Source organism: Enterorhabdus sp. P55 (genome assembly GCF_009911695.1).
Taxonomy (GTDB): Bacteria; Actinomycetota; Coriobacteriia; order Coriobacteriales; family Eggerthellaceae; genus Enterorhabdus.
The window spans coordinates 18,923-33,347 of sequence record NZ_QWKK01000020.1 but is presented as its reverse complement, the minus strand read 5'-3'; the positions used below and the strand labels follow the sequence as shown (position 1 = coordinate 33,347).

The window sequence follows — 14,425 nt, the reverse complement described above, 5'->3', positions numbered from 1 at the left end:
CCGCCCCTGCGGCTGCGGCCCCCGCGGCTTTCGCCCCCGCCCCCGCGGCCCCCGCCCCCGTCGGCGCCCAGCGCGCGTATCTGGCGCGCTGGGTGGCGCTCAACGACGCGGAGCGCGCCCGCATCACCGCGGCGCGCGAGGCGGGCGACGAGTTCGAAGGCGCCTACCTGAGCGCGCTGCTCGCGCGCGTGCCCGAAGGCTCGCTCCTGTTCTCGGCCAACTCGCTTTCCGTCCGCGCGCTCGACACGTTCTTGCTCAAGCCGGAGGCGGGCGCGGGCGACCGTCCGCTGGCGGTGCTCGCCAATCGTGGGCAGAACGGCATCGACGGCGTCACGTCGACGGCCATCGGGGCGGCGTGGGCCTTTCCGCAGGCGACGTTCGTGACGGGCGACCTGACGTTTCTGCATGATCTGAACGCGCTGCACCTCCAGCGCGAGCTGCTGCATGCGGCGCCGCGCCCGGATGGCACGGTGCCCTCGCTCACCATCGTGCTGCTCAACAACAACGGCGGGGGGCTGTTCGACATGCTGCCGCAGCAGTCGGAGGAACCGTACTTCGAGCGGCTGTTCCTCGTGCCGCATGATGCCCGCTTCGGCCACGCAGCCGACGCCTTCGCAGTGCCTTATCGGGCCGTGAGCCGCGTGGCGGACATGGTGGCCGCCTACGACGAGCTGTCCGGCACCCCGGGCCTCAGCCTCATCGAGGTGACCGTCCCGCTGGCGGGCGTGAAGTCCCGCTACGCCCCCTACCAGGGGTAATCAAGGAGGGGCGATGGCGGGTTGGGCTGAGAGCGCGGCGCGTGGCGTCGGTGAGGCGCGTGGCGGCTCATGCGGTGCGTCGGGACGTGCGGGTACGGCGCCCGATGCGGGCGAGGGCACGCAGCGCGACGTGATCCTGCTGCATGGGTTCGGGCAGAGCGCGCAGACGTGGGACGAGGTCGTGGCGCTACTGGGGGGCCTCGGCGTGGCGGCGCGCGCCCTGGACTGGCCTGGGTTCGGCATGCGTCGCGGGTGCCGCGACGCGCGGGCGCTCTCGCTTGAGGGGATGGTCGCGCTGCTGGCCGACGAGGTGAGGGCGTCTGCTGAGCACAGGGGTGCGGCGCCGGTGGTCGTCGGGTATTCGATGGGCGGCCGCGTCGCGCTGGAGGCGCTCGTACGCAGGCTGATCGCGCCGGCGTGGCGTGCGGGCGGGGAGCGCGGCCTCTCTGATGAGGCCGTGGGCTCAGGCGCGCCGGGGCCTGCGGGCATTGCAGGGCTGGTGCTTGAGAGCGCGGGGCTCGGGCCGGCGGACGCCACTGCGCGCGAGACGCTGGCCAGGCGCAACGCTGCGCGGGCCGCTGACGCGCGGGCGCGCGGCACCGCGGCCTTCATGGAGGACTGGGCGCGCCTGCCGCTGTTCGCCAGCCAGCGCTCCCTACCGCCTGACGTCCGTGCCCGGCTGGCGGAGGGCCGTGCGGCCAATGACGCCGAGACGCTCGCCCTGTCGCTGGAGGGCGCCGGGGCGCATCGGCAGGCCGACGAGGCGTGCTCGCTCGCCGCGCTGGCGACCGCCGTCGAGGCCGGGCTGCCGGTGCTCTACGTGGCAGGGGAGCTGGACGCCAAGTACGCGGCCGTCGCCGCCCGCGCCGCCGCGGCGGGGTGCGCGACGCGTGTCGTCCCCGGCGCGGGGCACAGCGTCCACCTGGAGCGTCCGACCGCCTTTGCGGACGCGGTGGCCGCCATCGCATAGGCGAAAATCGCGACCCCGCCGGCTTTTAGGCCTCGCAGGATCCCGGCCTCTCCTCAGTGCTTAAGTGCCCCTCGCCAATGCCGTGTGCTCCTAGGAGGGGGGGGTGGCGGAGGTGCTGGCGGGGTCATTGCTTCTCGTCCTCGCCGGAATGCGAGATTGCGGGCCCCTGCGCGCTTGCGCGGGCGCAGGGTGCAGGGTAGGAGCAGACGCAGGCATGAGCACAGGCGTGGGCAGCAAAGCGACCCGTTTGTGGCGAGCAAATGCGGGTCTGCAACATCGTGGCCGTGGCCTTAAAGGACATCGCTGGCATTTCCCCAGGCCAGACGAAGCTGCCTGCGCGCGCCGCTCTTCCGCAGCCTTCTCTGGGGCCCCAAAGCGGTCGTGAAATGTTGCATACCCGCATTTGCTCGCCAGAAATCGCCCGATCTGCCGCCCGAGCCTCATGCGTCCCGCCCCGCGCGTCCCGCCCGCGCCGAGCCCCCCGCGCTCCGCCTCGCGCGCCGAGCCCCGTGCCCCCGTGCCCGCCCCACGCGCTGAGCCCCGCGTCCCACGACCCACGTCCCGCCTCCCGCCCGCACGCCCGCGACCCACGTCCCGCCTCCCGCCCGCACGCCCGCGACCCACGTCCCACGTCCCACCTCCCGCTCGCGCCCCCCCCGTCCGCACGTACCCGCATTCGCGTAGACTCCAAGAAAAAGCCGCGAAAATGGCCCTCTGCCGGGGTCTCGTGACGAAAAGCGCGTTACTATAGTGCAACCAACACAACCAGTAGTATTTCGCCCGTGCGTGGACCACAATCTGTCGGTCGCGAAACGGCATCATGTGGCGTCGTCCGCGGAAGGGGACACATGGAGGACATCGTCTGGCAGCCGGGCAAGCCGTACCGGGAAATCATCTACGAGACCTGCGGCGGCGTGGCCAAGATCACCATCAATCGGCCGGAGCGGCGCAACGCCTTCACCCCTCTCACCGTCAACGAGATGTACGACGCCTTCACCGAGGCTCGCGACGACGCTTCCATCGGCGTGATCATCCTCACCGGCGCCAATCACGGTGGCCGCCACGAGGACGAGGCCTTCTGCTCCGGCGGCGACCAGAAGATCCGCGGCAACGGCGGCTACGTAGGCGAGGACTCCATTCCGCGTCTCAACGTGCTCGACCTGCAGCGTCTTATCCGCGTGGTGCCCAAGCCCGTCATCGCCATGGTCAACGGCTATGCCATCGGCGGCGGGCACGTGCTCCACATCCTGTGCGACCTCTCCATCGCCGCGGAGACGGCGAAGTTCGGCCAGACGGGGCCGCGCGTGGGCAGCTTCGACGCGGGCTACGGCGCGGGCTACCTGGCCGCCATGGTGGGCCAGAAGAAGGCGCGCGAGATCTGGTACCTCTGCCGGCAATACACCGCTGCGGAGGCGGAGGCCATGGGCATGGTGAACAAGGTGGTGCCGTTCGAGCAGCTGGAGGCCGAGTGCATGGCCTGGGCGCGCGAGATGCTGGCCATGAGCCCCACCGCCCTGCGCTTCATGAAGGCGTCCTTCAACGCCGCCACCGACGGGCTGGCGGGCATCCAGCAGCTGGCCGGCGATGCGACGCTGCTCTACTACACCACCGACGAGGCCAAGGAGGGGCGCGACGCGTTCAAGGAGAAGCGCTCGCCCGACTTCGACCAGTTCCCGAAGTTCCCCTGATAGCCCTCGCCGATGATCGACGTCTTCGAAAGCACCGCGAGAACCTTCCCCGATAAGGTGTTCCTCTCCTTCGTCGACGAAGACGGGGGCGAGGTCAGCTACACCTATCGCCAGGCGCGGCTGCTCTCGGCGGCGGTGGCGCGGCGCCTTGCCGACAAGGGCGTGCGTCGCGGCGACTACGTGTCAGTCGACCTGCCGAATTGCCCCGAGTACGTGTTTCTGGCCTTGGCGGCGGCCTACGGGTCGTTCTCGCTCGTGTGCCTGAACCACCGGCTGACGGCGACGGAGAAGCTCACGCGCCTGCTCGAGCTTGAGCGTGAGGGCCTTCGCGTGGCCTGCCGCGTGGACGCGGCGCGGGCGACGCGGCTCATGGACTATGCCGGCGCGCTGCTGGCGGTGGGCGAGGAACATGCCGAGGCCGTGGCCGATGACGGGCTGGGCCCGGCCGCGGGCGGGCGCCGCCGCGGGCGCGGGTCGGTCATCATGGGCGCGCGCCAGGACGCTATCGAAGACACCGTCCACTTCGCCGAGCGCGAGGCCCACCTGTTCGACGAGGCGCAGAAGGCGCTCGTCATGTTCACGTCGGGCACCACGGGCAAGCCCAAGGCCGTCGCCCTCACCTGGCGCCAGCTGGTGGGCGCGTCCGGCGCGTCCAACCGCGTGCTCAGCCAGCGCGGATCGGGACTCTGGCAGGGCGTTTTGCCCCTGTTCCACATCGGTGGCTTCCAGGTGCTCGTGCGCAGCGTGCTCAACCGCACGCCCCTGCGCCTCTACGCGCGCTTCGACGCGGCCCGCGTGCTGCGCGATGCCGAGAGCCGCCGGGTCACGCACCTGTCGGTGGTGGACAAGATGCTCCAGGACCTGCTGGCCGCCGACACGCGCGGCGCGTTGGCGGGGTACCGCTGCATCCTGCTGGGCGGCGGCCCGCTCAACAGCCGCACCGTCGGGCGCGCGCTGGCTGCCGGCGCGCGGGTCTATGCCAGCTACGGCATGACCGAGACGTCGAGCCAGATAGCGAACACCCTGGTCACGGATGACTTCACGGGCGGCCTCAAGCTGCTGCCCGGCTACTCGGCGCGCATCGTCGACGCGGACGAGGCAGGGTTCGGGCGGCTGGCCGTGCGTGGCCCGGGCGTGTTCTCGGGCTACCTCAACGCCCACGGCGCCTTCACGGTGGACGGCTACTTCCTCACCGGTGACACGGCAGCCCTCTACCAGGGAGCCATCTACGTGCGCGAGCGCACCGACGACATGTTCGTCTCGGGCGGGGAGAACGTCTACCCGGTGGAGATAGCCGACGCCTTGCGTGCGCTGCCCGAGGTGGGCGACGCCTACGTGTTCGGCGTGCCCGACGCCACCTGGGGCCGCCGTCCTGTGGCGCTCGTGGAGCGCGGCGCGGGAGGGGCGGGTGCCGCTGCGCAGGCCGTCGAGGGCTCGGCCGCCGGGCTTCGTCGAGCGCTGTCGGGGCGGCTTTCGCGCATCTACCAGCCCAAGCACCTGTGCGTGGTGGACGAGCTGCCACGGACGCAGCTGGGCAAGATCGACCGGGCTGCTGCCGAGGCGCTCTACGAGCGGCGGCTGGAGGTGAGCCGCGTGGTGCTCTACCACGTGCGCCTGCCCTTCAAGACGCCCTTCCGCACGGCGAAGGCCACGCTCACCCATCGCGACCTGCTCATCGTGGAGGCCATCGACCACGCCGGCCGCACCGGCCTGGGCGAGTGCACCGCCTTCTCCACGGATTGGTATCTGCCCGAGACCCTGGGGGAGGACGCCCGCGTCCTGCAGCGCTCGCTCATCCCCATCGTGCTGGCGGAGGCGTTCCTGCACCCGCGCGACGCGGCCGACGCCTTCTCCGCGCTGCCCGAGGGCGCTGCGCACCCCATGGCCTGCTCGGCGCTGGAGATGGCCCTGTGGGACCTCTACGGCAAGATCGAGGGACGGCCGCTTTGGCAGCTCATCGGCGCGGAACGCGAGCGCCTAACCGGCGGCGAGGCGCACGGGCCTAGCACCGCGCTCAAGTCCGACGTCATGGCGCAGGTGCCCGCCGGCGCTGTGGTGGGCCTGGGCACGCCGGCCGAGACGGTGGAGGCGGTGCGCTCCTGCGTGGACGCCGGCTACTGCCGCGTGAAGATCAAGGTGTCTCCCGGCCAGGGGCTGGCCTGCGTGCGCGCCGTGCGCGAGGCCTTCCCGAGCCTCATCATCACGCTCGACGCCAACCAGAGCTTCGGCGCCTGCGACGTGGACGAGCTGCGCGCCTACGATGGGCTCGGCATCGGGTGGATCGAGGAGCCGCTCGCCATCGACCGCGCCATCGGCGGCTGCGACCGCGCGTTCCGCCGTCTGGCCAGCCTCCAGCGCACCCTGGCCACGCCCATCTGCCTCGACGAGTCCTTCGTCAACGGCGAAGAGGCCCTGCGTGCGCTCGCCTGCCCCGAGCTGCGCTGCATTACCGTGAAGATCGGGAAGTTCGGCGGCATCCAGCGCGCGCTCGAGTTCGCCTGCCGCGCCCAGGCCCTCGGGCGTGAGGTGTGGATGGGCGGCATGTACGACACGGGCATCTCCCGGCGCGTCCACGCGGCCTTCCAGACGCTGCCCGGCATCATCATGCCCGGCGACATCGGCGGCACCAGCCGCTACTACCCCGTGGACGTCACGACGCCCGCCTACGGGGTGGACTGCGGGCACATCACCCTGAACGGCGCGGGCCGCCGCATGGGCATCGGCTGCGACCTCAACCGCGAGGCACTGGCGAAGGTGCTGGTCAAGCGCGTGGTCTACGACGCCTAGCGTCCCGGTGCCGGCGGGGCGGCCGGCGGGGGCGGCCGGCGGGCGCCGCAGGGGCCGACCCCATAGGCGCCGCCTCCCTCGTTTTCATGTCATCAACGCCCCGCTGACAGCTGGCGCTCGGATGGAGCTCATTCGATCATCGTGCCTATCATGGTTCCCGAGTACCCCTCGTTGGCGCGGGGTACGGTCGAAGAGAGGAACTGCCATGAGCATGATCACCGCCTCGCCTTCCGCGCGTTCGTCTGCCCCTGCCTCCGACGCGCCTGCCTCCTCCCTCAGCACCTCTGCCGTCGACAACCCCCAGGGGCTCGGCCTCTTCCGGCTGGTCACCACCGTCATCACCCTCATCGTGGGTGGCGGCGTGTTCACCCTGGCCGGCGACCAGGCGGCCGGCGGCGCGTCGGGCGCGGCCATCCTCACCGCGTGGTCCATCTCCGGCGTGGGCGTGCTCTGCCTGGTCATGACGTTCTACGCGCTCTCGCGGGTGAAGCCGGACATGCGCGGCGGCATCTACTCCTACGCATCAGCCGGGTTCGGCGACTTCCTGGGCTTCAACAGCGCCTGGGGCTACTGGATCAGCGCGCTTCTGTGCACGGTGAGCTTCTCGGCGCTGCTATTCGGCGCGCTCGCGTACTTCTTCCCCCTCTTCGGGCGCGGGACGGACCTCTACGCCGTCATCGCGGCGTCGGCGCTCATCTGGTTCTACGCGTGGCTCGTCAGCCGCGGGATCAAGGAAGTGTCGGCCATCAACGCCATCATCACCATCTCCAAGATCGTGCCCATCTTCGTGGCCATCGCCGCCATCATCTTCGCCAGCAAGTTCAACCCGGACATCTTCTGGGCCAACCTCCACACCGGCGCCGACCCGGCGCTCACCTTCGGCGACCAGGTGAAGTCAGCCATGATGGTCACCATCTGGGTGTTCGTCGGCGTTGAGGGCGCCGTGGCCATATCCGGCCGCGCGCGCCGGAGCCATGACGTAGGGCGGGCCACCATCATCGCGTTCGTCTGCGTGCTGTCCATCTACCTCATGGTGTCGGTGCTCTCCATGGGCGTCATGCCCCTGGCCGACCTGGCCAGCCTGGAGAACCCCGCGCTCGCCGGCGTCATGGAGCACGCCGTGGGGCCGTGGGGCGCGTTCCTCATCAACTTCGGCGTGGCGCTCTCGCTCATCGGCGCCATGCTGGGCTACACGGTGCTCGCCAGCGAGTCGCCCTACGAGGCAGCCGAGGGCGGCGTGTTCATCCGCCAGTTCGCGAAGGTGAACAAGAACGGCGCGCCGGTGGTGACGCTCGTGGTGACCAACCTGATCATCGAGGCGTTCCTCATCTCCATGCTGTTCTCGGACAGCTCGTACCAGTTCTTCTACACGCTCTCGGCTGGCATGATCCTGCTGCCGTACCTGCTGTCGGCCGCGTACTTCGCGAAGCTCACCTTCACGGAGAAGGAGGCCTTCGCGGGCAAGCTGAACGCGCCCATCTGGCTGTGGCGCGTGCTCGGCATCGTGGGCGTGCTGTACAGCTTCTTCCTGACGTACGCGTCGGGCGCGGTGGGGCTCACGCTGATGAGCCTGCTGTACCTGCCGGGCATCCCCATCTACATCTGGGGGAAGCGCCAGCGCGGCGAGAAGTACCTGGAAAGCGCTGTGGACAAGGTGGTGGTGGCCATCATCGTGGGGGCCTCAGCCGTGTCCATCTGGCTGCTGGCCACCGGCGCGGTGGTGGTGTAGGGGCGCCGCCCCGGCTCCCCTCGCGGCCGTCGCCCGCGTCAGTCCCGCTGCTCGCAGTCCTCGCGCTCGCCTTCGCCGCAGAGAACCACCTCGTCGGGCCGGTGGTCGAGGTAGGCCTGCATCGAGTACTGCGTGATGTCGCTTCGGTTGATGATGCCGACGATGACGTCACCCTCCATGACGGGCACCTTCTTCAGGTGATTCTCGGCCAGCACGCGGCAGACCTCGGGCAACGACGCATGGATGCTCACGCCGATGGAGCGACGCGCGCCGATCTCGCTCACGGGCGCGGCCATCAGCTGCTCGAGGCGCTCGTTGTAGTCGCGGTCGTCGTAGGCGGAGTTCATGATCATCACGATGGGGTCGATCACCGAGCCGCTGCGCGGCGAGAGGCGCTTGAGGATGTCGCCGTCGGAGATGAAGCCCACGGGCCGTCCCTCGCCGTCTACGATGGGCGCGGCGCTGATGCCCTTGTCCACGAACAGGCGCATGGCGTCGGCCACGGTGGCCGTCTGCGCCACGGCGTAGACGTCGGTCTTCATGATGGACTCGAGCAGCGAGCGGCGCTCGCCGGCGCGATCCTCGCTGGCCTCATCGGCCGGCCGATCCTTCACGAGCGCGATGGTGATCGCCGCGCCGATGAGGCAGAGCGCCGCGCACACGGCGAAGGCCACGTCGATGCCGAGCAGCTGCGCGTCGGCCCAGCCCATCGACCCCTGCGCGGCGTTCGTCACGAGCGAGGACACCGAGATGATGACCGCCGTTCCCAGCGAGCCCGCCACCTGGCGCAACGTGTTGTTGACCGACGTCCCGTGGTTCATGAGCTTGTTGTCGAGCGCGTTCATGCCCCACGTGGTGATGGGCATGTTCACGAGCGCCATGGAGAACATGCGCAGCGTATAGAGCGCCGTGATGAACCAGATGGGCGTGACGAAGGTGAGCGTGGCGAAGGCGCAGGTGGTGATGGTGAGCAGCACCATGCCGATGACGCCGAGCTTGCGTGGGCCGTGCTTGTCGAACAGCTTGCCGGCGATGGGGTTCATGACGCCCATGAGGATGGCGCCGGGCATGAGCACCAGGCCGGAGAGCGTGGCCGAGTAACCCATGAGCGTCTGGATGTAGATGGGCATGAGGATGCCCGCGGCCAGCAGCGCGCCTTGCACGAGCATGCCGATGACAGTGGCCACGAGGAAACGCCGATTGCGCAGCACCTCGACACGTAGCATGGGGTGCTCAAGCCGCGTCTGGCGGACGAAGAACCACGCCACGCCCACGATGCCGATCGCCGTGCAGGCGCTGTTGAACGCCGTGAGCCCATGGGTGCCCACGGCGCTGAACCCGTAGAGCATGAGCCCGAAGCCAAGCGTGGAGAGCGTGAGCGACAGCGGGTCAAGCACCGCGTCGCCCTTGTTCGCGGGCGGCCGGTTCTCCATGAGGAATAGGGCGGCCACGATGACCACCACCGCGAAGAACGTGACGATGAAGAACATGATGTGCCAGTCAAGGCGGTCGATGATGATGCCCGCGATGGTGGGGCCGATGGCCGGCGCGAACGCGATGACCAGGCCGAAGAGCCCCATGGCCGATCCGCGCTTGTCCACCGGGAACGACACGAGCAGCACTGTCATGGTCATGGGCATGAGCATGCCGGCGCCGGCCGCCTGGATGAGGCGTCCGCACAGCACGACGGGGAAGCTCGTGGCGCAGCCGGTCATGGCCGAGCCCACGGCGAACAGCGCCATGGACACGAGGAACAGCCGGCGCGTGGGGAACCGATCCTGCAGGTAGGCGGTGATGGGGATCATGATGGCGTTGACCAGCGTAAAGCCCGTAGTGAGCCACTGGGCCGTGGCGGCGTCGACGGACATCTCCGTCATGATGGAGGGGATGGCCGGCGTCACCAGCGTCTGGTTGAGGACGGTGGTGAACGAGCCGGTTACCAAAACGATGAGCATCAGCCATTGCTTGCGCGACAAACCCACGGTGAGACCTTCTTCTTAGGGGTGAGGGGTATGAGTTTTTAGCTTATTTAATACTGAAAATAGCAGAAAGCGCCCCCGATGCGCTATCGCTGTGCCCCGTACGTGGCGAAACTGTCAGGCGAAGCCGCCGTTTGCGGCCGCGGACGGTTCATCGCATCATGAACGAGGCGGCTACGGAGGGGCAACGCCCGCCCCGGCCGCCCGCGGAGCGCCGCGCTGCCTTCCTATACTGGCGGAGGCAGCAGCAGCGTCGTCAGGGCGCCGCGCGCCGTCATTCCCCTACGCCGCGCGAGAATCGAGGACGAAGACCATGGGCTTCCTAGTGGGCAAGACCGCTATCATCACCGGCGCCGGATTCGCCGCTTTGGGAAACGGACGCCCCGGCTCCATCGGCTACGGCACGGCTGTCGCCTACGCGCGGGAGGGGGCCAACCTCGTCATCACCGGGCGTAACGTCGCCAAGCTTGAGCGGGCGCGTGAGGAGCTGGAGGCATCGTATCCCGTGAAGGTGGTGCCCGTGCGCGCCGACGTATCGGCCCATGGCGATAACGAGGCCATCGTGCAGAACGTGGTGGATCGCGCCCTCAGCGAATTCGGGCGCATCGACGTGCTCATCAACGTGGCCCAGGCGTCAGCCTCCGGCGTAGCACTGGCCGACCATACGCGCGACCAGTTCGAGCTGGCGCTGTATTCCGGATTGTTCGCCACCTTCTACTATATGCGCGCCTGCCATCCGCATCTGAAGGAGACGAAGGGCTCGGTCATCAACTTCGGGTCGGGCGCAGCGCTGGCCGGCAGCGTGGGGCAGGCGTCCTATGCCGCGGCCAAGGAGGGCATCCGCGGGCTCTCGCGCGTGGCGGCCGCCGAGTGGGCCGCCGACGGCATCAACGTGAACGTGGTGTGCCCGCTGGCCTGGACGATGCAGCTCGAGCAGTTCCAGAGGGCCCATCCAGATGTTTTTGCCGCTAACGTGCAGGTACCGCCCGTGGGGCGTTTCGGCGATGCCGAGTCGGACATCGGGCGCGTCTGCGTGGCGCTTGCGAGCCCCGACTTCAAGTTCGTGACCGGCGAGACCATCACCGTGGAGGGCGGTCTGGGCCTGCGACCCTAAGAAAACGGCGTCAGGATGCAAATTTTGACGGTTTTGCACTCTCCGGCGATAGCCTGGGCAACCGCCTCCGGCAAAAGTCCCAGGTAACGGAGGGCAGAAGCGCGGAAATCGAACTCTCAGGGCCGCGCAGGGCGACAAGATGGGTGCAAAACCGTCCGAATTTGCATCCCGGGCCCGAGAATTCGCGGCGGATGCGAATAATGTAGCGATTCCGCTGCGGGACGGCGTAATCCGCTAGGATTGCATGTTGGCTTACTTTTGGTTGAGGCGCGCCATCCGGGTGCGCCCGAGTTTGGACATAAAGGGGTAGACGCCTTCATGATGACCGCAGTCAACTTGCTTTTGGTTCTGGTGTTTCTGCTGATGAACGCCTTCTTCGTCGTGGCAGAGTTCGCGCTGGTGCGCGTCCGTCGCAGCCAGGTGGACATGGCTGTGGCCGAGAAGCGCCGCGGTGCCGAGGCGGCTCGCGACGTGACGACCCACATCAACGCCTACCTGTCGGCCTGCCAGCTGGGCATCACGCTCGCATCGCTGGCCATCGGCTGGCTGGGCGAACCGGCGGTGTCTGCCGTGCTGGAGGAACCGCTGCTGGCTCTGGGCCTGCCCCAGGCGGCGGTGCATCCCATCTGCATCGCCGTGGGCTTCTTTATCGTGACCACGCTGCACGTGGTGGTGGGCGAGCTCATCCCCAAGTCGTTCGCCATCTTCTCTACGGAGAAGTACGCGCTGATCACCGCCGCGCCGCTGCGCGTGTTCTACAAGATCACCTACCCGGTGATGGTCATCTTCAACGGCATCACCAACGGCGTGATGCGCCTGTTCGGCCACGATCCGGCCGACGAGCATGAGGTGTACACCGGTGACGAGATCAAGCTGCTCATCGACGAGTCCACCGAGAGCGGCCTCATCGACCCGGAGCAGAACGAGTTCGTGGACAACATCTTCGACCTGGGCGACAAGGACGCCGAGGCCATCATGACGCCGCGTACTGAGCTCATCGTGCTGGACGAGGAGGATTCCCTGGCCGAGAACCTGGAGACTATTCGTCAGTACAAGTACACGCGCTATCCGGTGTGTCGCGGCAGCAAGGACCACATCATCGGCTTCGTGCACGTGAAGGATCTCTATGGCATGCCGGATGACACGCCCATGGAGGAGTGGCCCATCCGCGAGATTCCCGCAGTGCCCGAGACGGCGCCCATCGCGCGTCTGCTCGAGACGCTGCAGGAGAAGCGCACCGAGATCACCGTGGTGGTGGATGAGCACGGCGGCACGGCCGGCATCGTCACCATGAGCGACATCATGGAGCAGATCGTCGGCCGCATCGACGACGAGTACCTGCATCCCTGCGAGGACGAGGTGATCACGCTGCCGGACGGGTCGTTCCTCATCGACGGCTCGCTTGCCATCGGCGAGGTGGAGGAGCTCATCGGCTTCGAGCCGGAGGAGGCCGCCGAGTGCGAGACCGCCGGCGGGCTGCTGCTTTCGCTGTTCGACCGTATTCCTGACGAGGGCGATACCGTGGTGCTCGAGGGGCTGAGGACGAAGGTGACGTTTCGCGTGATCGACATGGACCGCCTGCGCATCGACAAGATATCCGTGACGCTGGAGAAGCCGGAGGCGGAAGAGGAGTAGCGCCGGGGGGCGCGGGGCGGCGCCGGGCCGGAAGGCGCCGGGCGCGCCCGGCGGCGTGGCGGAGACAGGAAGGCGCCGGGCCGTGGGCCGTGGGCTGCGGCCCGGCGATGCGAGGGGGGGGCGGCTTGCGTGCTGGCGAGTCGCCCCCCCCCTCGCGTTTAGGCCACCGTGAAGCCGAGGAAGCGCTCGGCGTTGCGGTGGAAGAGGCGTTCCTTCTCGGCGTCGGCGAAGGGGAGCGCGTCGTACATCCGGAACTCCTCGGCCGGCGCCCACATGGGGTAATCCGAGCCGAACATGAGGCGGTCGGTGCCGTAGAGCTTGGTGAGCTCGTAGGTGCGGCGCGGCCCGAGGAACGCCTGGGCGCTCGACATGTCGAGGAAGCATCGCTCGTCCTCCAAAAACTCGACCGCCAGGTCATAGACAGACCAACCGCCGAAGTGCGCGGCGTCCACCACCAGGTCGGGGAACGTGTGGAGGATGCGCTTCAGCCGGCGGGGATGCGAGTAGTCGTAGCGGTAGTCGCCCGTGTGCACGATGAGCGGCAGGCGGCCGGCGATGATCTCGTAGATGGCCATGAGGCGCGGGTCGTCCATGTCCACGCCTTGGGTGTCGGGGTGGAGCTTCAGGCCCTTGAGGCCCAGGCTGATGGCGCGTTCTATCTCGGCGGCCGGGTCGGGGTAGTCCTGGTGCAGGGTGGCGAACCCGATGAACTGCGGGTGCACGGCGCACTGGGCGGCGATGAAGTCGTTGATGGACTCCACGTTGGAGGGTTTGGTGGCCACTGAGTGCACGATGTGGTGGGTGATGGGCGTGCCCTCGCAGAGCGCGAGGAGCTCCTCGGCGGTGCCTCCCGGGGCATCCATGGCGATGGAGTAGAAGTCGCCGACGCTTTCCACGGCGCGGGCGGCGATCTTCTCGGGGTAGATGTGGCAGTGGCAGTCGATGACGGTCATGGGCGCTCCTGGGGTGTCCGCCGACGTCGTCCCCGATGGCGGCGCGTCCACAGAATGGTCGCGGCTGGAGTGCGGGAAGGGGGCGCCTGCGCAACGATTCGGTTGCCGAGCGGCGCTCTTCCGACACGCGCGGGTGACGCCTAACGGAAGCTCTACTTCATGCTTACGCCTGTGATTGTAGAGGTGCGTCTGCGCGCGCGATGCCTAGAATCGGGGACAGCGCGGAAATCCGAAGCTCGCGGCTGCATCATTTTCGGCGTCGGCCCCTGCTTCGGCCTGGCTCCGCGCTCGCGGCCACTGCGAAGGACGTGGCGTCTACCGAGGTGAGGAGCATTCATGGCTCAGGCAACGAAGGATAAGGCGGGGCACATCACCAGGCTCACGCCGCAGCAGGCTCACGATATGATCGAGGGGCAGCATCCGCGCGTCATCGACGTGCGCCCGGAGGGCATGTACCGGCGCGGGCACCTCGTCGACGCGGTGGACTACCCGCTGCCCGATATCGACGCGGAGTCGGCCGAGGAGGTCATCGGCGCGCTTGACACGCCGGTGGTGGTGTACTGCCAGACCGGCGTGCATTCGTCCCTGGCGGCTCGGGAGCTGGAGAGCCTGGGCTACACCTGCGTCTACGACATGGAGGGCGGCATCAGCGCGTGGCCCTACGAGGTGGCGCAGAACTAGGTCGCCTCGTCCGCCCGCGTCAAGCGTTCCGTTGCGAGCGGGCGCTTGACGCGGGGCCTGGCGGCATGACGGCCGGGGGTAGGCGGGGAGGGCGGTTCGCTGCTCGGGGGCGCTGCGCGTGCCGCCGAGGG

9 protein-coding genes and 1 pseudogene are annotated in these 14,425 nt (G+C 68.6%); 8 read left to right on the top strand and 2 right to left on the bottom strand.

Annotated elements, in window-relative coordinates; genetic code table 11:
• The 5 genes and pseudogenes from D1643_RS03710 to D1643_RS03690 all read left to right on the top strand — a co-directional run.
• Positions 1-758 (top strand): annotated as a pseudogene (locus tag D1643_RS03710) (hypothetical protein); the annotation flags it as partial.
• A gap of 13 nt (positions 759-771) precedes the next feature.
• A complete protein-coding gene (locus D1643_RS03705; protein WP_160708758.1) occupies positions 772-1,728 on the top strand; it encodes an alpha/beta fold hydrolase in 957 nt (318 codons plus the stop codon).
• An 848-nt stretch (positions 1,729-2,576) separates the two neighbouring features.
• Positions 2,577-3,416: a 1,4-dihydroxy-2-naphthoyl-CoA synthase gene (menB, locus tag D1643_RS03700; RefSeq protein ID WP_160708756.1), complete on the top strand. Its 840-nt coding sequence runs from the start codon at positions 2,577-2,579 to the stop codon at positions 3,414-3,416.
• A 12-nt stretch (positions 3,417-3,428) separates the two neighbouring features.
• Complete coding sequence (gene menC / locus D1643_RS03695) at positions 3,429-6,203, top strand: o-succinylbenzoate synthase (RefSeq protein ID WP_160708754.1); 2,775 nt, start codon at positions 3,429-3,431, stop codon at positions 6,201-6,203.
• 205 nt (positions 6,204-6,408) lie between these two features.
• Positions 6,409-7,932 (top strand): basic amino acid/polyamine antiporter, encoded by a 1,524-nt coding sequence (locus D1643_RS03690; RefSeq protein ID WP_236643355.1) that lies wholly within the window; start codon positions 6,409-6,411, stop codon positions 7,930-7,932.
• Between the two features lie 38 nt (positions 7,933-7,970).
• Here the strand turns inward: D1643_RS03690 and D1643_RS03685 are convergent, their stop codons facing one another.
• Positions 7,971-9,887: an MDR family MFS transporter gene (locus tag D1643_RS03685; RefSeq protein WP_201750948.1), complete on the bottom strand. Its 1,917-nt coding sequence runs from the start codon at positions 9,885-9,887 to the stop codon at positions 7,971-7,973.
• A gap of 337 nt (positions 9,888-10,224) precedes the next feature.
• Here D1643_RS03685 and D1643_RS03680 point away from each other — a divergent pair, with 337 nt between their 5' ends.
• Positions 10,225-11,025, top strand: a complete 801-nt coding sequence (locus D1643_RS03680; RefSeq protein WP_160708750.1) for an SDR family NAD(P)-dependent oxidoreductase — start codon at positions 10,225-10,227, stop codon at positions 11,023-11,025.
• 318 nt (positions 11,026-11,343) lie between these two features.
• Complete coding sequence (locus D1643_RS03675; protein WP_160708748.1) at positions 11,344-12,660, top strand: hemolysin family protein; 1,317 nt, start codon at positions 11,344-11,346, stop codon at positions 12,658-12,660.
• A gap of 158 nt (positions 12,661-12,818) precedes the next feature.
• Here the strand turns inward: D1643_RS03675 and D1643_RS03670 are convergent, their stop codons facing one another.
• Positions 12,819-13,613: an amidohydrolase family protein gene (locus tag D1643_RS03670; protein ID WP_160708746.1), complete on the bottom strand. Its 795-nt coding sequence runs from the start codon at positions 13,611-13,613 to the stop codon at positions 12,819-12,821.
• A 336-nt stretch (positions 13,614-13,949) separates the two neighbouring features.
• Between D1643_RS03670 and D1643_RS03665 the strand changes: the two genes are divergently transcribed.
• Complete coding sequence (locus tag D1643_RS03665; protein ID WP_160708744.1) at positions 13,950-14,294, top strand: rhodanese-like domain-containing protein; 345 nt, start codon at positions 13,950-13,952, stop codon at positions 14,292-14,294.
• Positions 14,295-14,425: the final 131 nt, after the last annotated feature.

What these genes read in the sequence shown, in the direction of transcription:
- D1643_RS03705 (WP_160708758.1), top strand. Translation starts at nt 772, where the DNA reads ATGGCGGGTTGGGCTGAGAGCGCGGCGCGTGGCGTCGGTGAGGCGCGT.
- menB (WP_160708756.1), top strand. Translation starts at nt 2,577, where the DNA reads ATGGAGGACATCGTCTGGCAGCCGGGCAAGCCGTACCGGGAAATCATC.
- menC (WP_160708754.1), top strand. Translation starts at nt 3,429, where the DNA reads ATGATCGACGTCTTCGAAAGCACCGCGAGAACCTTCCCCGATAAGGTG.
- D1643_RS03690 (WP_236643355.1), top strand. Translation starts at nt 6,409, where the DNA reads ATGAGCATGATCACCGCCTCGCCTTCCGCGCGTTCGTCTGCCCCTGCC.
- D1643_RS03685 (WP_201750948.1), bottom strand. Translation starts at nt 9,887, where the DNA reads ATGCTCATCGTTTTGGTAACCGGCTCGTTCACCACCGTCCTCAACCAG.
- D1643_RS03680 (WP_160708750.1), top strand. Translation starts at nt 10,225, where the DNA reads ATGGGCTTCCTAGTGGGCAAGACCGCTATCATCACCGGCGCCGGATTC.
- D1643_RS03675 (WP_160708748.1), top strand. Translation starts at nt 11,344, where the DNA reads ATGATGACCGCAGTCAACTTGCTTTTGGTTCTGGTGTTTCTGCTGATG.
- D1643_RS03670 (WP_160708746.1), bottom strand. Translation starts at nt 13,613, where the DNA reads ATGACCGTCATCGACTGCCACTGCCACATCTACCCCGAGAAGATCGCC.
- D1643_RS03665 (WP_160708744.1), top strand. Translation starts at nt 13,950, where the DNA reads ATGGCTCAGGCAACGAAGGATAAGGCGGGGCACATCACCAGGCTCACG.